Annotated in this window: 13 protein-coding genes; 9 read left to right on the top strand and 4 right to left on the bottom strand. The window is 71.3% G+C overall.

Translation table 11 applies throughout. The annotated features are described in order from the left end of the window. The first annotated feature begins 90 nt into the window (after positions 1–90). Both ACYVIP_RS19730 and ACYVIP_RS19725 read left to right on the top strand, forming a co-directional pair. Positions 91–999, top strand: coding sequence for an NAD(P)H-binding protein (locus tag ACYVIP_RS19730; protein ID WP_460398342.1), 909 nt, complete (start codon positions 91–93; stop codon positions 997–999). Continuing rightward, positions 996–1,613 (top strand): CPBP family glutamic-type intramembrane protease, encoded by a 618-nt coding sequence (locus tag ACYVIP_RS19725; RefSeq protein ID WP_460398340.1) that lies wholly within the window; start codon positions 996–998, stop codon positions 1,611–1,613. The genes ACYVIP_RS19730 and ACYVIP_RS19725 overlap by 4 nt, the downstream gene beginning before the upstream one ends. 119 nt (positions 1,614–1,732) lie before the next feature. On the opposite strand, the gene ACYVIP_RS19720 is transcribed toward ACYVIP_RS19725, so the two are convergent. The 3 genes from ACYVIP_RS19720 to ACYVIP_RS19710 are packed head-to-tail and all read right to left on the bottom strand — an operon-like array spanning position 1,733 to position 4,585. Then, on the bottom strand, positions 1,733–2,032 hold the full coding sequence (locus ACYVIP_RS19720; protein WP_460398338.1) for an AtuA-related protein: 300 nt from the start codon (positions 2,030–2,032) through the stop codon (positions 1,733–1,735). Next, entirely contained in the window at positions 2,019–3,290 is a 1,272-nt protein-coding gene (locus ACYVIP_RS19715) for an acyclic terpene utilization AtuA family protein (protein WP_460398336.1), read from the bottom strand. Before ACYVIP_RS19715 ends, ACYVIP_RS19720 begins: the two co-directional genes overlap by 14 nt. 11 nt (positions 3,291–3,301) lie before the next feature. Then, positions 3,302–4,585 carry a CitMHS family transporter gene (locus ACYVIP_RS19710; RefSeq protein ID WP_460398334.1) on the bottom strand — a complete coding sequence of 428 codons (1,284 nt, stop codon included), beginning with the start codon at positions 4,583–4,585 and terminating at the stop codon, positions 3,302–3,304. A 90-nt stretch (positions 4,586–4,675) separates the two neighbouring features. Here ACYVIP_RS19710 and ACYVIP_RS19705 point away from each other — a divergent pair, with 90 nt between their 5' ends. Continuing rightward, positions 4,676–5,608 (top strand): LysR family transcriptional regulator, encoded by a 933-nt coding sequence (locus ACYVIP_RS19705; protein ID WP_460398332.1) that lies wholly within the window; start codon positions 4,676–4,678, stop codon positions 5,606–5,608. A gap of 63 nt (positions 5,609–5,671) precedes the next feature. Here ACYVIP_RS19705 and ACYVIP_RS19700 read toward each other — a convergent pair whose 3' ends face one another. Next, complete coding sequence (locus ACYVIP_RS19700) at positions 5,672–6,250, bottom strand: TetR/AcrR family transcriptional regulator (protein WP_460398330.1); 579 nt, start codon at positions 6,248–6,250, stop codon at positions 5,672–5,674. Positions 6,251–6,325: 75 nt separating this feature from the next. On the opposite strand from ACYVIP_RS19700, the gene ACYVIP_RS19695 reads away from it, so the two are divergent. The 6 genes from ACYVIP_RS19695 (at position 6,326) to ACYVIP_RS19670 (ending at position 17,972) form a co-directional block, all read left to right on the top strand. Further along, a complete protein-coding gene (locus tag ACYVIP_RS19695) occupies positions 6,326–8,647 on the top strand; it encodes an MMPL family transporter (RefSeq protein ID WP_460398328.1) in 2,322 nt (773 codons plus the stop codon). A gap of 155 nt (positions 8,648–8,802) precedes the next feature. Further along, the gene (locus ACYVIP_RS19690; RefSeq protein WP_460398326.1) at positions 8,803–10,881 is read left to right on the top strand and encodes a choice-of-anchor P family protein; all 2,079 of its coding nucleotides are present in this window, start codon (positions 8,803–8,805) and stop codon (positions 10,879–10,881) included. A 91-nt stretch (positions 10,882–10,972) separates the two neighbouring features. Beyond that, entirely contained in the window at positions 10,973–12,583 is a 1,611-nt protein-coding gene (locus ACYVIP_RS19685) for a Na+/H+ antiporter (RefSeq protein ID WP_460398324.1), read from the top strand. An 81-nt stretch (positions 12,584–12,664) separates the two neighbouring features. Next, complete coding sequence (locus ACYVIP_RS19680) at positions 12,665–12,976, top strand: type VII secretion target (RefSeq protein ID WP_460398322.1); 312 nt, start codon at positions 12,665–12,667, stop codon at positions 12,974–12,976. Between the two features lie 23 nt (positions 12,977–12,999). Beyond that, positions 13,000–17,514, top strand: coding sequence for a DUF6531 domain-containing protein (locus tag ACYVIP_RS19675; RefSeq protein WP_460398320.1), 4,515 nt, complete (start codon positions 13,000–13,002; stop codon positions 17,512–17,514). Continuing rightward, the gene (locus tag ACYVIP_RS19670) at positions 17,511–17,972 is read left to right on the top strand and encodes an SMI1/KNR4 family protein (RefSeq protein WP_460398318.1); all 462 of its coding nucleotides are present in this window, start codon (positions 17,511–17,513) and stop codon (positions 17,970–17,972) included. The genes ACYVIP_RS19675 and ACYVIP_RS19670 overlap by 4 nt, the downstream gene beginning before the upstream one ends. The last annotated feature ends 49 nt before the right edge of the window (positions 17,973–18,021 follow it).

Genomic DNA, 18,021 nt, shown 5'->3' with positions numbered 1-18,021 from the left:
GTGGGTGGCGGCCCCGGCCGCCACCCACCGTCTGGGTGACGGACCGGCTGAGCGAGCGGAACCGCGCGGGTTCGGTGAGACTTGACGGTCATGCGAGTACTGGTCACCGGAGCGTCCGGGTTCGTCGGTCGGCGGCTCGCCGCCGCGCTGGTGGACGAGGGGCACGAGGTGCGGGCGATGACCCGCCGGGTCGAGGAGTACGACGGCGCGGGGAGCCCGGTGTACGGCGACGTGCACGACGCCGACTCGCTCGCGCTGGCCACCCAGGACTGCGACGCGGCCTACTACCTGGTGCACTCGCTGGCCGAACGGCAGTTCGCCGAGCGGGACGCGCGGGCGGCGACCGCGTTCGCGCACGCCGCGAACGTGGCCGGCCTGCGCCGGATCGTGTACCTGAGCGGCCTGGGCGCCGACGACGAGCGCCTGTCCGAGCACCTCGGCAGTCGCCGTGAGGTGGAGTCCCTGCTCGGGGCGACCGGGGTGCCGGTCACCACGCTGCGCGCCGGCATCATCGTCGGCCACGGCGGCATCTCCTGGGAGATGACCCGCAAGCTGGTGGAACGCCTGCCGGCGATGGTGGTGCCGCGCTGGACCAACACCAGGTGCCAGCCGGTCGCGGTCGCCGACGTCATCCACTACCTGGTGCGCGTGCTCGACCTGCCGGCGGCGGCCGGCCGGGTGTTCGAGATCGGCGGCCCGGACGTGTTCTCCTACCTGGAGATGATGCGCAGGCTGGCGGTGATCGAGGGCCGGTACATGCCGATCCTGCCCGCGATGGTGCCGATGGTGGAACCGGTGACCTGGCTGTCCGCGCGGTGGATCGCGCTGTTCGCCAACGTGGACGCGCACACCAGCCGAGCGCTGATCGACTCGATGAGCACCGAGGTGGTGGTCAACGACCACGGCATCGACGACGTGGTCCCGCACGACCCGCTGACCTTCGACGACGCCGTGATCGCCGCGCTGGCCGAACGGGCGAAGGAGACCAGCACCCGATGAGGAGGTTACGCCGCCGCGCGGTCGCGGCCGCCGCGGTGACCGGCACCGGTCTGCTCGGCGCGTCGCTGGCCAGCCCACCGGGGTCGCCCCGCTTCTACGTGCTGACCGCGGCGACCGCGGCCACCTGGGCGGGCGGCGGCCTGCTGGCCGGTCCGGTCCAGTGGGGACGCCCCGGCCGCGGGGTGCTGGCACCGGCCGCGCTCGGCGTGCTGGCGTTCCTGCCGTTCTACGGCGTGGCCATGGTGGGCCGCCACCTGCCGCCGCTGCGTCGGATGCTGACCTCCGTGCTGGCCTATGCCAACCGGGGCGGCGACCGCGCGGTGCTGGCGACGACACTGGTCAACGGTGTTGCCGAGGAGCTGTTCTTCCGGCAGGCCGTCTATGTCGCGGTCGGCGACCGGATGCCGGTGGTCGCCTCGACCGGCACGTACGTGCTGGTCACCGCCGCCACCAGGAACCCCGCGCTGGTGGCCGCGGCCGCGGTGATGGGTGTCGTGTTCGGACTGCAGCGCCGGGCCACCGGCGGCGTCGGGGCGCCGATGGTCACCCACCTGGTGTGGTCCACGCTCATGCTGCGCGTGCTGCCACCGCTGTTCACCGCCGCCGGCCGGTAGCGTCGCCCGCCCCGGGTCGCCGGCTGCCCGCCGACCTCACCGCAGCGAAGGGTCCCTTCGCTGCACTGGGCGCGGTGAAGGGACCCTTCGCTGCGGTTCGGGGGCCGCTACCTGCCTCATCAGACTTCCAGGGTGAGCAACCGGGAACTCAGGGACTTGCCGTGGGTGTCCAGGGCCAGTGAGGTGGTGACGCCACCGTCGATCACCTGGTGGCACACGAAGTGCAGCGCGCACAGGCCGGGCAGCTCGTGCCGGGTGACCTCGCCCTCGACGAACTCCGCGAGGTGCGCGCGCACCCGGTCGGCGGTCAGTGTCCGCACCAGCAGCGGATAGTCGGCGTCATCGCGGGGAAACACCGACAGCGTCGCGACGTTGCCCTTGTCGCCCGCGCGGCAGTGGGCCAGCTCATGAAGCAGCATCGGTGACCTCCAACAGGGTCACGGCCGGCCGGACGGCGGCGCGGGGGATGAGCGTCGAGGCGATGCCGAGCACCTCGGTGACGTGCACGCGTACCCCGCCGCCGCCGGCGGGACCGTTGGTGTACAACGACTCCACCTCGTCGCCGACGCGGTCGAGCAGCGCGGGATCGTGGCTGATCGCGGCCACCCGCAGCCGGCAGTCGGTCTCCCCGCCCAGCACCTCGGCGCGCAGCGGCAGTCCGGCCAGCCTGGTGCCGACGATGTCCGCGGCCAGCGCGCCGCGCCGGGCGGCGTTCGGGCCGACATAGGAGATCTCGGCCTCCACCTTGGACCCGGCGCGGTAGCCGACGCTCACCTTCAGCTCGTCGGGCCGGACCGCGCCGACGGCGCCGGACACCGTGAGGTCGTCGGTCACCCGCACCCCGCGCACGTCCAGCACCACGTCCGGGGTGCGGTAGGCGGCCGGGTCGGTGATCTCGTACAGCAGCTGCTCGCGGACCGTGGCCCTGGACAGCAGGCCGCCGGTGCCGGGCAGCTTGCCCAGCCGGGCGACCCCGTCGGCGGTGACGTCGGCGAACGGGAAGCCGAGCGCGGCGAGGTCGGGCACGTCCTGGTAGCCGGGGTCGGCGAAGTAGCCGCCGGTGAGCTGGCCGGCACACTCCAGCAGGTGCCCGACCAGGGTGCCGGCCGCGGCGCGCGGCACGTCGGCGAGGTCCCACCCGAGCCGGTCGGCCAGCGGTGCGAGGAACAGCGACGGGTCGGCCACCCGGCCGGTGATCACCACGTCCGCGGCCAGCGCCGGCAGCAGCGCGTCCGCGCCGAGATAGGCGTTGGCGGACACGATCTCCCCGTGTGTCCGCAGTGGACGGCCGGTCTCCCAGGCCGGCGCGTCCAGGTCGAGGTCGGCGAGCACGTCGTCGCCGGTGACCACGGCGACCGTGCCGCGCAGACCGAGCGCGGACATCAGCGTCCTGGTGACCTCCCCGGCGGCCAGCGGGTTGGCCGCGCCCATGTTGGTGATCACCCGGACGCCGTTGCCGATGGCCAGTGGCAGCAGCCGGGTGAACCTGGCCGGCAGCCGTCTCTCGTAGCCCAGCGCCGGGTCGGCGAGCTTTCGTTGCTGTGCCTGGGCCACGGTGCGTTCGCCGAGGCACTCCAGCACCAGGTCGGCCAGCGACCCCCGCGCCAGCAGGTCCGCCGCCGGTTCGACCCGGTCGCCGGAGAACCCCGCCCCACTGCCGATCCTGGTGCTGCGCAAGCGGATTCCTCCTAGAACGAGATGGCGCCGGTGACCAGCGCGACGGCCGTCATGACCAGCGTGGTGCCGAACGCCCACTTGAAGATGAACCGTTGGTGTGCGCCGAGATCGACGCCGCTCATGCCCACCAGGATGAACGTGGACGCGGTCAGCGGGCTGAGCGGGAAGCCGGTGGTCATCTGGCCGAGAATGGCGGCTGTGCCGACCTCGGCCGCGCTGCCGCCGAAGGCCGCCGAGGTCTCCGCGAGTACCGGCAGCACCCCGAAGTAGTAGGCGTCCGGGGTGAACACCAGCGACAGCGGCATGCTCGTGACCGCCACCATGACCGGCAGCGCGCCACCGGCGCCGTCCGGGATGATGTCCACCAGCCACCTGGCCATCGCCTCGATCATGCCGGTGCCACCGAGGATCCCGGTGAACACCCCGGCCGCGAAGATCATCGTGGTGACCAGCACGACGTTGTTTCCGTGCTTGGCGAACAGGTCCTGCTGCTGGGTCCACGATGGACGGTTCACGATCACCGCGATGACGAACGCGATCACGAACACGACCTCGAGCGCCATCAGCTGGGCCAGCAGCACGCCGATCAGCGCGAGGGTCAGCACCACGTTGAACCAGAACCGGAACCGGTCGAGCCCCGCCCTCGGCTCGGTGGGCGGCACGACCTCGTCCAGCTCGATCACGCCCAGCCGCCTACGTTCGGTGCGGCCGATCAGGTAGGCGGCGACCAGCACCCACACGATGCCGGCGGCCATCGCGGGGATCGCCGGCACGAACACCTCCGCGCTGTCGAGCTTGAGCGCGGCCATCGCCCGTGCGGTCGGGCCGCCCCAGGGCACCATGTTCATCACGCCCGCGCCAAGGCAGATCACCCCGGCGAGCACGAGCCTGCGCATGCCGAGTCGTTTGTAGATCGGCAGCATGGCCGACACGGTGATCAGGAACGTGGACGCGCCGTCGCCGTCGAGCGCGACCAGCAGCGTCAGCACCGCGGTGCCGACGGTGATCCTGAGCGGGTCGCCCTTGGCCCAGCGCAGCACCCGGGCGACCGCCGGGTCGAACAGGCCGGCGTCGACCATCAGGCTGAAGTACAGCACCGCGAAGGTGATCATGATCGCGACCGGCGCCACCGTGAGCAGCCCGTCGCCGATCAGGGTGCCGAGGTCACCACCGAAGCCGGCGACCAGCGCGACCAGGATCGGCAGGGCGGTCAGTGCGATGAGGACGGAGACCCGCCTGGACAGCACGGCGACCAGGAACAGGGCAATGGTGAGGAAACCACTCGCGGCGAGCATCGTTGACCTCCTGCGGCGTCGCGCTCACCTTCCCGGCCGCCACCTATCGCGGGCAAGCATCAGTATTCGATAGATTGATGCGCTGTGCGCATGGATCTGACTGTTCAGCAGCTGCGGGTCGTCATCGCGGTGCACGACGCGGGCAGCGTCACCTCGGCGGCGGAGTCGTTGCTCCAGGCGCAGTCCTCGCTGTCCAGGACGGTGCTCGAGGTCGAACGCAGGCTGGGGGTCGCGCTGTTCGAGCGGACCACCCGCAGGCTGGAGCCGACCGCCGAGGGCCGGGAGTTCGTGGCGCTGGCGCGGGTGACGGTGGCCGCGTTCGAGGCGAACCTGCGGCACTTCGCCGGCCTGCTCGACGGGCAGCGCGGCCGAGTGCGGGTGGCGACGCTGCCGTCGTTGGCGGCGATCCTGCTGCCCGCCATCGTGTCCGGCTACCAGCGCGCCCACCCGGCGGTCGAACTGTCCATCGAGGACGCGCTCGCGGGCGAGGTGCTGGCGCGGGTGCGGGCCGGGGTGGTCGACTTCGCGGTCACCGTGGTCTCCGCGACCGACGACCCGATCGACGACCTGGCCGTGACCCCGGTGGCGCGCGACCGGTTCTGTTGCGTGTTCCCGCCCGGCCACCCGTTCGCCCAGCGCCAGGTGGTCACCTGGGCCGACCTGGCAGGCGAGGCGTTCATCGCCTTCGACCGCACCACGAGCATCCGTCAACACCTCGACCGCGCGTTCCTGGAGTCGGGCACCCACCCGCGCAACGCCGTCGAGGCCCGCAACATCAGCGCGGTGGCGGGGCTGGTCGCCGCCGGCCTCGGCGTGTCCGCGGTGCCCGGCCTGGTGCTCCCGCTGGTCGGCTTCGCCGGTGTGGAACACCGCCCGCTCGGCGACCCGCCGATGAACCGGCGGATCGCCCTGGTCCGGGTGCCGCACCGGCCGCTGTCCCCGGCCGCGAAGGCCTTCCGCGACACGATCACCACCGCCAGCCGCTCCGGCATGCCCCTGCCCCCACAGACCGCCTGGCTGTAACGCCCTGAATGCCCCATTCGGGACGTTCAACGTCCCGAATGGGGCATTCAGGGCTATTGACCGTCAGTCTCTCGGGGGCAGTAGGAGGTCGGTGAGCCGGTGGGTGAACCCGGTGTCGAGGTCGCCGTGGCGTAGGCCGCGCAGGACGATCGCGCCGATCAGCGCGTCGCCCAGTTCGATGACCGGGGTGCCGGGTGGCAGTTGGCCGGCGGCGATCGCGGCGGTGAACCGCTCGCCGAGCATCTCCCACATGCCGAGCCGGTCGTTCAACCGGGTGGCCACGTCCTGGTTGTCGGCGGCGGCGACCACGAGCGAGTGCAGCAGGCCCCCGTTGCCGGGCGCGGTCAGGAAGGCGACGATGTTGTCCAGCCACCGCGTGACGTCGGCGCGCAGGTCGCCGGAGTCCTTGGGGACGAACAGCTCCGGCAGCAGCAGTCCCTCGGCCAGACAGTCGGCGACCAGCGCGCTGCGCGAGGGCCACCACCGGTAGATCGTCTGCTTGCCGACCCGCGCGTCGGCCGCGATGTGCTCCATCGTCAGGTGGTCGTAGCCGTCGGCCAGCACGCGCGCGGCGGCCGCCGCCAGGATCGCGACCCGGGCTTCCTCACTGCGTTTGGGGCCACGCCGCCCCGGTCCCGCCATGTCTGGGATCCTCCCTGCGGCGAAATACGAGACACAACGTATCGTGCCGTGCAACGGAGATCTAGGGAGTGACGCGTGGCGGAGTGGTTGTATCGGATCGGTAGGGCGGCTGCCCGGCGCGGGTGGCGGGTCGTCGCCGCGTGGGTGGTCGTGTTCGCGGTCGCCGGTGGCGGGTTCGCGCTCGGGTTCGGCACCCTGTCGAACAACTTCGACATCCCCGGGACCGCGTCCTCCGAGGTCATCGACGAGCTCGCGCAAGAGCTGCCGGCCTACAGCGGCGCCTCGGGCCTGGTCGTGATCCACACCGACGACGGCGCCGCGTTCACCGACGCGCAGCAACAGGCCTACGCCGAGATCGTCGCGCGGGCCAAGGACGAGCTGCCCGACGTGGCGAACGTCGTCGATCCGTTCGCCAGTGAGCAGCTGCGCGCCGGCCGGGCGGCCGAGGTCGAGGGCGGTCTGGCCCAGCTCGCCAAGGCGCCGGCCACCCTCGGCACGCCCAACCCCGAGCTCGAGGCCCAGCGCGCGCAGCTGGAGATGGCCAAGGAGCTGCTCGACCTCTCCGGCGGCATCGGCCTGGTGTCCGAGGACGGCTCGGTCGCGGTGATCAACGTCGCGTTCACCACGCCTCGGCTGGAGATGTCCGAGGAGACCAGGCAGGCGGTCGTCGACTTCTTCGACGGCAACCAGGTCGATGGCGTCACGGTCGACTACTCCACCGACATCGCGCAGGGCGTGCCCGAGGTGTTCGGCGTCGGCGAGGCCGTCGGGCTGGTGATCGCGTGTGTGGTGCTGCTGGTCATGCTCGGCACGGTGGTCGCGGCGGCGCTGCCGATCGTGACCGCGATCGTCGGCGTCGGCATCGGCGTGCTGGCCTCGCTCGGGTTCTCCGACATCGTGCAGATGGCCTCCATCACCCCGGTGCTGGGCGTGATGCTCGGCCTGGCCGTCGGCATCGACTACTCGCTGTTCATCGTCAACCGCCACCGCAAACAGCTCGCGCACGGCATGGACGTGGACGAGTCGGTCGCGCTGGCCAACGGCACCGCGGGCAACGCGGTCCTGTTCGCCGGGTCGACGGTGATCGTCGCGCTGCTCGCGCTCAACATCACCGGCGTCTCGTTCCTCGGGGTGATGGGCACCGTCGGCGCGGTGTGCGTCGCGGTCGCGGTGATCATCGCCGTGACGCTGACCCCGGCGATCCTCGGGCTCATCGGCGAGCGGGTGCTCGGCGCCCGCGCTCGGGCGCGGCTGTCGGCCAAACCGGTCAGCGGCGGCGAGGTGGCGCCGATGAGCATGCTGCGCGCGGTGGTCACCATCGTGGTCGGCGTGGCCGCGCTGCTGGTGATCGCCATGCCGGCGCTGTCGATGCGCCTCGGTCTGCCGGACGGGTCCTCCGAGCCGGTCGACTCCAGCACCTACCGGGCCTACGAGCTCACCTCGGAGGCGTTCGGCGCGGGCTCCAACGCCACCCTGCTGGTGACCGCCGACCTGCCGGCCGGGCTGGACGAGGGCACCACCGCGATGGCGCAGCTGGAGATCGCGCGCGCGATCACCGACGTCGGCGACGTCGACGCCGTGGCCCCGATCGCGGTCTCCGAGGACGGGCGGCTCACCGCGTTGCAGGTGAAGCCGACCGACGGGCCCAACTCCTCGTCCACCGAACAGCTCGTGCGCGACCTGCGGGCCCCGGGCGTGCTGGACGGCACGTCGCTGGCGGGCACCGACCTCGGGGTGGCCGGCCAGGCGGCGATCAACATCGACATCTCGGAGAACCTCGCCGACGTGCTGCCGACCTATCTCGCGGTCGTCGTCGGCCTGTCGCTGCTGATCATGATCGTGGTGTTCCGGTCGATCCTGGTGCCGCTGGTCGCGACCGGCGGGTTCGTGCTGTCGCTGCTGGCGACCTACGGCGCGACCGTCGCGGTGTTCCAGTGGGGATGGCTTGGCTCGGTGTTCGGCGTCTCCACGACCGGGCCGATTCTGAGTTTCCTCCCCGTCATTCTGGTCGGCATCCTGTTCGGTCTCGCGATGGACTACCAGTTGTTCCTGGCGACTGGGATGCGGGAGGCGTTCGTGCACGGGTCGACGGCCCGGCTCGCCGTCGCCCAGGGTTTCCGCGCCGGCCGGTCGGTGGTCACCGCGGCCGCGCTGATCATGATCTCGGTGTTCGGCGGGTTCGTGTTCTCCGACTCGAACATCATTCGCTCGGTCGGGTTCGGACTCAGCGTTGGCGTGCTGCTCGACGCGTTCGTCGTGCGGATGCTGCTCATGCCGGCGCTGATGCACCTGATCGGCCGCGGGGCGTGGTGGCTGCCGAAGTGGCTGGACCGCGTACTGCCCAATGTCGACGTGGAAGGGGCGGCGCTGGAACGGCGCCATCCGGTACCGCACTGACAATTTCCGCTATTTCTTTGTCCCGCGCGCGGGTTATTACGTTCGTAATTGTCGCGGTAACCCTTTGTTCGATTTTCCGACACACCACCGGGGAGGCATAACCCACAATTTAGGGAAGTGACGGGATGAGACGAAGAACGCTCGTCGGATCCGGATTGACAGCCACTGTCGTGCTGGCGGTGTTCGCCGGTACCGCGTTGGCCGTCGACGGCCAACTGCCCGGCGGCACCGCGATTTCGGTCACCATCGACAGCCCGGCGCAGGACACGGTGTTCCCGCAGGGCCCGGTGACGGTGACCGGCACGGCATCGGTCGGCTCGGCGACGGTGGTGAAGGACACCGCGCTGACCTATGTGGTCGATGTCTCCGGGAGCACCGCGGCCAGCTGCGACGGCACCGGACGCACCATCCTGCAGTGCGAGATCGAGGCCTCGGTCGCGTTGAACGAGCGCGCCGCCGAGCCCACCTCGGTGATCGGCACGGTCGGCACGGTCATCTTCGGCTCGACCGCGGCGATCGCCGACCTCCAGCCCGCCGCGGGGGACCAGGCGCTGACCGGCCCGGCCACCGACCAGAACACCAACAGCGCCCGGGACGTCGAGGAGGTCCTCGGCTCGCTGAGCCAGGGGCAGGCCGGCCTGTTCACCGCGAAGAGCGTGCCGACCGGGACGTTCTTCCCGGACGCGGTGGTCGACACCACGACGGTGACCGCCGCGCAGACCGAGTCCCGCAAGATCGTGGTCTTCCTGTCCGACGGGTTCTCCGGCGGTGACGTGAACCCGGCGTTGGACGCGGTGCCGGCCAACGTGGACATCCACACCTTCGCCGTCGGCAGCGGCTCGGCCTGCCAGGGGGCCGACTACAACACCAGCCTGCAGGTGATCGCCGACCGCACCGGCGGCGACTGCACCCCCGTCCCCGACCCGGCGAACCTGCCCGACGTGTTGCCCCAGCTGTTGGAGTCGACGCTGACCGGCCTCACCGCGTCGGTCGACGGCGGGAGCGCCGAGCCGGTGACCGACGTCAGCCCGGTACCGCCACAGACCGGTCCGGCGGCGGTGACCTACTCCTACACCACCGGCACCCTCACCTCCGGCCGCCACGAGATCTGCGTGACCGCCAACGGCACCGACCACGGCGGCGCCGGCCTGGTCATCGACTGCGTGCACGTGATCATCAACGATCCACCCTCGGTCGATCCGAGCGGACCGTACGCCGGTCAGGAGGGCACACCCGTGCCGCTCGCCGGCCTGGTCACCGACCCGGACGGCCCCGGCCTGACCACCCAGTGGAGCGCCACCCCGAACGCGGGCGTGGACGCCGGCGCGAGCTGCTCGTTCGCCGACGCCTCGACCCTGTCCACGACGGTGACCTGCACCGACGACGGCCAGTGGACGCTGCGCCTGAGTGCCGACGACGGCCTGCACGCCGAGGTCGTGGCGACCACCCAGCTCACCCTGACCAACGTCGCCCCACAGGTGAGCATCTCCGCACCCGCCGACGGCACCCTGGTGGTGCGTGGTACCCCGGTGTCGGTCACCGCGCCGTTCACCGACATCGCGACCAACGACACGCACACCTGCACGGTCGACTTCGACGACGGGACCCCGGTCGTGGCCGGCACCGTCACCCAGGGCGCGGGCGCCGGCTCCTGCGCCGCGGCGCACACCTACACCGGCGTCGGCGCACACCTGGCGCTGGTCACCATCACCGACGACGACGGCGACTCGGCGACCGCGGTGGTCCGGATCGTGTCCCACGTCCGGGCGGAGGCCTGGGCGATCAGCGCCAGCGGGCTGATCAACGTGGCGAAGACACCGCACGCGGTGTGCCCGCCCGACAGCGACCTGACCACCGCCACCATCACCGTGCCCGGACTGGCGACCGTGCAGGCGTTGCACGCGGAGTGCACGCTGGACGAGGACAACGGGCACACCGACGCCTCGGCCGAGATCAGCGGTGCGAACCTGCTCGGTGGGCTGATCCGCATCGCCGACATCGAAACCCGTTGTGTGGCAACAGAGAACGGGCTGTCCGGCTCGTCGCGCGTCGGCACCGTCAACGGCCGGCCGATCGGCACCGCACCGGCGACGATCAACATCATCGGGGTGGCCGCGGTACACGTGAACCAGACGGTGACCACTCCGGACGGGCGGCTGGCCCAGTACGCGGTCCGCATCGTGACGCTGCTCGGCCAGGAGATCATCCTGTCCGGCTGCCGTCTCGGGATCTGATACCCACCCGTCCGGCCGGCATCGGCGGTGCCGGCCGGACGGGTGCGACCACGCCGGTCACCGCGCTCGGTGGTACGCGAGAATGCCGGGCATGATCGCGACCTTGGCATTGGTACTCGGTGGACTGGCCGTGGTGATGGTGGCCCACGCGGTGGCCGACCGGACCGGGCTGCCCGCACCGGTGTTGCTGGTGGTGGCCGGGATCGGCTACGGCTACCTGCCGCTGCCGGGAGCGAACCTGGAACTCGACCCGGAAGTCGTGCTGTACCTGATCATTCCGCCGCTGCTGTACGCCGCCGCGTTGCAGTCGAGCCTGATGGGGTTGCGGCGCAACGCTCGCGTGGTCATCGGGCTGTCGGTGTTCCTGGTCATCGTGACCTCGCTCGCGGTCGGCTTCGGGCTCAGCGCGGCGGCGGCCGTGCCGCTGAGCGTCGCGGTCGCCATCGGCGCGGCCGTCGCGCCGCCGGACCCGGTCGCCGCGCTGGCCATCGGCCGCCGCGCGGGCCTGTCACCCCGGCTGATCACCATCGTGGAGGGCGAGGGGCTGCTCAACGACGCGACCGCGCTGACCATCCTCAAGGTCGCGGTGGCCGCCGCGGTGAGCGGCTCGTTCTCGCCGGCGGGCGCGGTCGGCCAGTTCTTCCTCGTCGCCGCGGGCGGGTTGGTCGTCGGCATGGTGGTGGCGCTGTTCATGGGCTGGCTGCGCCGGTGGGTCACCGACGCGCTCATCGACAACGCGCTGTCCCTGGCCACCCCGTTCGCCACGTTCCTGCTCGCCGAGGAACTGCACGTGTCCGGGGTGCTCGCGGTCGTGGTCGCCGGGTTGTGGCTCAGCCACCGCAACCCCTACCTGCAGTCCAGCGGCGCCCGGCTGCAGAAGCGGGCGGTCTGGCGGTTCGTGGAGTTCCTGTTGGAGGGCTACGTCTTCGTCCTCATCGGACAGCAGCTCCCCGGTCTGCTGCGCGATCTCGCCGTGTACGACACCGGCACCGTGGTGGTCGCCGCCGTGGTCACGGTGGGCATCGTGTTGCTGGTGCGCCCGTTGTGGTTGCTGGCCAGCGCGCACCTGCCGACCAGGATGCACGCGCGTCTCGGCGGCGACCCCAGGCCGGGCAACCCGCCGCTGTCCGGCCGGGAGCTGCTCGCGCTGAGCTGGGCCGGCACCCGCGGCGTGATCACCCTGGCCGCCGCGTACATCGTGCCCGTCGACGTGCCCAACCGGGACCTGTTGCTGTTCTGTGCCTACCTGGTGGTGCTGGTGACGTTGATCGGTCAGGGCCTGACGTTCGCGCCGCTGCTGCGCCGCCTGCGGATCCCCGGCACCGACGTCGCCCGCGCGCTGACCCGCAACCAGGCGCGGGCGGCGGCCACCGGCGCCGCCCTGCAACGACTGGACGAACTGGTGGAGGAGGACCCCGGGCTCGAGCCGGCCGTGCGGCCGTTGCGCCAGACCGCGGAACTGCGCCTGGAGCGCTACACCGACCGCGTCACCGAACTGTCCTCGGTCGAGGACGACGCGCTCCCGGTGGACACCCAGTACCACCGCGCCCTGATGGCCCGCCGGGAGATGCTCGCCGCCGAACGCGAGGAACTGCTCGCCTGGCGCGACTCCGGACAGCTCCCGGACGCGGACTTGCGCATCCTGGAACGGGAGTTGGACCATCAGGAGAGCATCCTGCCCCCGGGACGTCCAGAGCACTGACCGGAAACGCGTCCGGCGAGGAACTGAATGCCGTTCGCGGGCATCGAAGTCGGTGAACGGCAGCGAAAGTGAGGTCGAGGAGTGGACGGCTTCCAGGTACTCGGCGACGAGTTGTCCGCGCACGCCGGCAAGGTCGACGGGTTGACCGACCGGCTGCGCACGGCGGTCGACGCCGCCAACACGGTGACCATGGACAACAGTGCCTATGGCGTGGTGTGCCAACCATTCGCGCTCATGCTCCAGCCGTTCGAGGAGCTCGGCGTGCAGGCCCTGCGTGACGGTGCGGCGGCGTTGGCCGACACCGCGAGCAAGGTCCGCGACACCGTGCGCGACTACGAGGGAACAGAGGACGCGGAGGCCGCCAGACACCAGGGGATCGAGGGCGACCTGTAGCTCCACACTGATGGGGGTGCTCCATGCCGGAGGGGAACGAGCTGGTCGCGGCGCCGGAGGAGACGACGACCGCGGTGACCGGGATCGGGATCGCGGAGTCGGCGCAGGGACTGGCCAGCGGGATCAGCAACGGCGACTGGGTCGAGGCCGGGCTGTCGGCCGCCGGGGTCGGCCTCGAGGTGCTGTCGATGGTGATCGACCCACTCGGCACGCTCGCCTCCTACGGGGTGTCCTGGCTGATCGAACACGTCCAGCCGTTGAAGGAGGCCCTTGACTGGTTCGCCGGCGACCCGCCGGTCATCCAGTCGTTCTCCCAGACGTGGGGCAACGTCGCGGCCGAGGTGACCGCGGTCGCGCAGGAGTTCCTCACCGAGGCCAACGCCGGCACGGCCGGGTGGACCGGGCAGGCCGCCGACACCTACCGGGGACACTCCACGGAGGCCGCCGACGCGTTGCAGGGCGCGGGCACGCTGGCCGAGGGCATCTCGGTCGGCGTGATGATCATGGGTGAGGTCGTGGCGTTCGTCCGCGAGTTCATCCGGGACATGGTCGGCGAGCTGGTCGGCCGGTTGATCGCCTGGGCGCTGGAGCTCGCCGCGACGCTCGGCCTGGCCACCCCGGCGGTGGTCGCGCAGGCCACGGCCGCGATCTCGTCGGTGGTCAGCCGGGTCACCGAGGTGGTGCGCAAGCTGGTGAAGACGATCAGCAACGTCGCGCCCCGCATCCGGAACGTGATCTCCAAGCTCGACGAGATCATCGCCAAGCTGGCCAAGCTGATGCGCAGGGGCGACGCGGACGCGCCAAGCGGCACCACCACCCCGAACTCGACCACCACCCCGTCGTCGACACCATCAACCACGCCGTCCTCAACTACACCGTCCTCGACCACACCATCGTCGACCACACCATCGTCGACCACGCCGTCCGCCACACCGTCCACACCGGACACATCGACGACCCCGTCCGGCACGACCCGACCGGACGGCACGTCGCCGGACTCGACCTCGCCGAGTTCGGCGGGCAGCTCGCCGGACCGGCCGGGCGACCCCGGCTCGACCAGGGCCCCGGACGACCTGCGGCGGACCTGCAACGACCCGGTCGATGTCGTGTCCGGCGAGGTGGTGCTCGCGCAGACCGATGTCGAGTTGGCCGGCGCGCTGCCGGTCGTGCTGCGCCGGGTGCACGTGTCCTCCTACCGCGCCGGCCGCGGCTTCGGCCCGTCCTGGGCGTCCACAATGGACCAACGACTCTCGGTGGACGACGACGGCGTGGTCTACGTCGCCGACGACGGCATGATCCTGGTCTATCCCCATCCAGGCAACGACGTCGTACTGCCGAGGTTCGGTCCACAATGGCCGTTGCGGGCCACCGAGGACGGGTTCCGCGTCTCCCGCGGCGCCGAGCTGGTCGACCTGCGGTTCACCACCGTCGGCGACACCGCGCCGTTGACCGAGATCGTGGACCGCAACGGCGACCACGTCCGGTTCACCCGCACCGCCGACGGGGTGGTGACCGACATCCGGCACTCCGGCGGGTACCACGTGCGCGTCGACTCCGCCGACGGCCGGGTCGCCGCGCTCTGGCTGACCGGCGACCAGGAGGACGACGTCCTGCTGGTCCGGTACGGCTACGACCGGGCGGGCAACCTGACCGAGGTCGTCAACTCCTCCCAGCTCGCACTTCGGTTCACCTACGACCACGCCGGCCGGCTTTCCCAGTGGACCGACCGCAACGGCCGCTGGTACCGCTATCTCTACGACGACCACGGCCGCTGCGTGGCGAACCAGGGCGACGGCGGATACCTGAACGGCACCTTCAGCTACCACCCCGACCTCGGCGAGACCCGGTTCGTCGACGCGCTCGGCAACACCTCGGTCTACCAGTACAACGAGCTGCGGCAGATCGTGGCGGAGACCGACCCGCTCGGCGGGGTCGTCCGCAGGGAATGGGACCACCGCGACCAGTTGCTCGCCGAGACCGACGCGCTCGGCCGCACGACGCGCTACCGCTACGACGACGCCGGCAACCTCAGCGGCGTCACCCGGGCCGACGGCAGCCAGATCCAGGCGCGGCACAACGACGCGCACCAGGTCACCGAGGTCGTCGAGGCCGACGGCGGGGTGTGGCTGCGGGAGTACGACGAGCGGGGCAACATCACCGCGATGACCGACCCGACCGGGGTGGTCAAGCGCTACGGCTACGACGCGCACGGCTACCGCGCCTCGATCACCGACGCCCTGGACGCGCGGTACCGGATCGAGCGCAACCCGGTCGGGCTGCCGACCGTGCTCACCGACGCCACCGGCGCGGTCACCCGGGTGGCCTGGGACCGGTTCGGCCGGGTCGCCACGATCACCGACCCGGTCGGCGGCACGACCAGGTACCGGTGGAGCGTCGAGGGAAACCTGTGGGCGCTGGAGCGGCCGGACGGCTCGGTCGAGCGCTGGACCTATGACGGCGAGGGCAACCAGACCAGCTACGTCGACCCGCTCGGTCAGGTACACCAGCGCGAGGTCACGCACTTCGACCTGGCGGCCGGCGAGACCCGGCCCGACGGCACCCGCAGCCGGTTCACCTACGACGCCAACCTGCGGGTCGTGCGGCTCGTGGACGCGCCGGACCGGGTCTGGCACTACGCCTACGACGCCGCCGGCAACCGGATCACCGAGACCGACCCCGACGGCCGCAAGCTGCGGTTCCGGTACGACGCCGCGGGTCAGCTGGTCGAGCGGATCACCGCGGCCGGCCAGGTGACCCGCTACGAGTACGACCAGCTGGGCAACATCCGCCGGGTGGACGCCGACGGCGAGGTCGCGGAGTTCGCCTACGACGTCATGGGCCGGGTGAGCCGGGCGCGCAACGCCGACGCCGACGTCCGGTTCGAACGCGACGCGCTCGGCCGGGTGCTGGCGGAGAGCATCGACGGCCTGACCGTGCGGTCCAGCTACGACCCGCTCGGCAGGCGGACCGGCGTGCGCACCCCGTCGGGCAGGGAGAACACCTGGCGCTTCGACGGCAACGACCGCGCCGTCGAACTGCGCACCGCCGGCCAGACCATGACGCTCGGGCTCGACCAGGCTGGCCGGGAGCTGCGGCGGACGTTCGGCCAGACCACGGTGACCCAGTCCTGGGACCCGGTGCACCGGCTGACCAGCCAGTCGGTCACCCGAGGCGGCGGTCAGCGCCAGGAGATCGCCCAGCACCGCGGCTACCGGTACCGCGCGGACGGGCGGCTGCTGGCCGTCGAGGACCAGCTGGCCGGGCCGAGGAGCTTCGACCTGGACCTGTTCGGCCGGGTCACCGCGGTGCGTGGTCCCCAGTGGCAGGAGGACTACGCCTACAACGAGGCCGGCGCCGTGTCGGCAGCGCGCTGGCCGGGCCAGGACAGCGACCTGCACGGGCCGAGGGAGTACGCCGGCAACGCGGTCACCACGGCCGGCGGGGTCCGGTTCGTGCGCGACCAGCAGGGCAGAGTCGTGCTCCGGCAACGGAAGCGGCTGTCGGCCAAGCCGGCGACGTGGCGGTTCACCTGGACCACCAGCGACCGGATGGCCGGGGTGACCACCCCGGACGGCACCCGTTACCGCTACCGGTACGACGCGTTCGGCCGGCGGGTCGGCAAGCAGCGGCTGGCCGAGGACGGCACGGTCGCCCACGAGGTGCGCTTCTGTTGGGACGGCGCGCTGCTGGTGGAGCAGGTCGAGTCGGACGGCCGGGCAACCGGCTGGGACTGGGACCCGGTCACCGCCCGCCCGCTGGCCCAGATCGAGCGGGTGCGGGGCGCCGACCAGGAGTGGATCGACGCCGCGTTCTACGCGATCGTGACCGACCTGGTCGGTGCGCCAAGCGAGCTGTTCGACCAGCACGGGGCGCTCGCGTGGCGGCGCTCGGCGACGCTGTGGGGCCAGGTGCTGTCCCCGCCGGGCCCGGTCAGCACGCCGCTGCGGTTCCCCGGCCAGTACTACGATCCCGAGACCGGGCTGCACTACAACCTGCAGCGGTACTACGACCCGGTGGCCGGCCAGTACTACAGCCCCGACCCGGTCGGCGCGGCCGCGGGGGAGAACCCGTACGGCTACGTGTCGGATCCTCGGCGCAGCATCGATCCGCTCGGTCTGGCGCCGTGTCATCTGCAGGACATCCGGGACTATCGGACCCAGCAGCGCGTCGGCATGAAGCGGAACATCGCGTTCGCGGACTACGAGATCGGCACCAACACGGGCAGGAGCAACATGGCGCCCAGCGGCGGGCACCAGTATCCGAACGCCGCGCCGTCGCCGTCGAACTCGCCGTTCACCACGAACAGTCCGCTCGACTCGGAACCCAAGATCCTCAACGAGCTGATCAACGACCTTGGCCTGACCCCGCAGTCGAGCGGGACGATCCACTTCCATTCCGAGCGCCCGGCCTGTCCCGACTGTCAGGGGGTGATCGACCAGTTCAAACAGATGTACCCGAACATCGAGATCAAGTACACCGACTACGGTGGAGCCGGGCCCGACCACCCCACCCCGCAGGGAAGGACCGTGACGTATTGATCGAGAGCATGCGCGCGTTGGCGGACGCGCTCGTCGAGGTGGGGCTGGCGACCGAGGGGTCGGTCCTTGGCTGCACGCCGGCGCAGCTGAGCGAGTTCCGTCAGGCCAGGGGGATCGCCGAACTGCCGGCGCAGTATGCGGAGTTCCTCACGGTGATGGGCCGGGAGGCGGGGGAGTTGTTGCGTGGCACGGACTTCTTCTATCCGGCGATCCTGAACGTCGGTGAGTGGGGCCAGGAGATCGTCGACGAGAACGGGATCGAGCGGCTGGTCGCGCCGGGGTCGTTGACGCTGGGCACCCACCAGGGCTACGTCCTGTACTGGATGGAGCCAGGGCAGCCGTCCGGGCCGGTGCACCGGTACGTCGAGGGCGCGGAGGCGATCGCGCAGACCTGGCCGTCGTTGCTGGACTTCCTGGTCGCCGAGCAGGCTCGCGTGCGCCAGGTCCTCGGCAGGTAACCGCCCTGAATGCCTCATTCGGGACGGTGAGCGTCGCCAATGCCTCATT

Source organism: Actinophytocola sediminis, from assembly GCF_054779715.1.
Note: the sequence above shows the minus strand (reverse complement) of the source record. Positions and strands in the feature narration are given on the sequence as shown.

What these genes read in the sequence shown, in the direction of transcription:
- ACYVIP_RS19730 (WP_460398342.1), top strand. Translation starts at nt 91, where the DNA reads ATGCGAGTACTGGTCACCGGAGCGTCCGGGTTCGTCGGTCGGCGGCTC.
- ACYVIP_RS19725 (WP_460398340.1), top strand. Translation starts at nt 996, where the DNA reads ATGAGGAGGTTACGCCGCCGCGCGGTCGCGGCCGCCGCGGTGACCGGC.
- ACYVIP_RS19720 (WP_460398338.1), bottom strand. Translation starts at nt 2,032, where the DNA reads ATGCTGCTTCATGAGCTGGCCCACTGCCGCGCGGGCGACAAGGGCAAC.
- ACYVIP_RS19710 (WP_460398334.1), bottom strand. Translation starts at nt 4,585, where the DNA reads ATGCTCGCCGCGAGTGGTTTCCTCACCATTGCCCTGTTCCTGGTCGCC.
- ACYVIP_RS19705 (WP_460398332.1), top strand. Translation starts at nt 4,676, where the DNA reads ATGGATCTGACTGTTCAGCAGCTGCGGGTCGTCATCGCGGTGCACGAC.
- ACYVIP_RS19700 (WP_460398330.1), bottom strand. Translation starts at nt 6,250, where the DNA reads ATGGCGGGACCGGGGCGGCGTGGCCCCAAACGCAGTGAGGAAGCCCGG.
- ACYVIP_RS19685 (WP_460398324.1), top strand. Translation starts at nt 10,973, where the DNA reads ATGATCGCGACCTTGGCATTGGTACTCGGTGGACTGGCCGTGGTGATG.
- ACYVIP_RS19675 (WP_460398320.1), top strand. Translation starts at nt 13,000, where the DNA reads ATGCCGGAGGGGAACGAGCTGGTCGCGGCGCCGGAGGAGACGACGACC.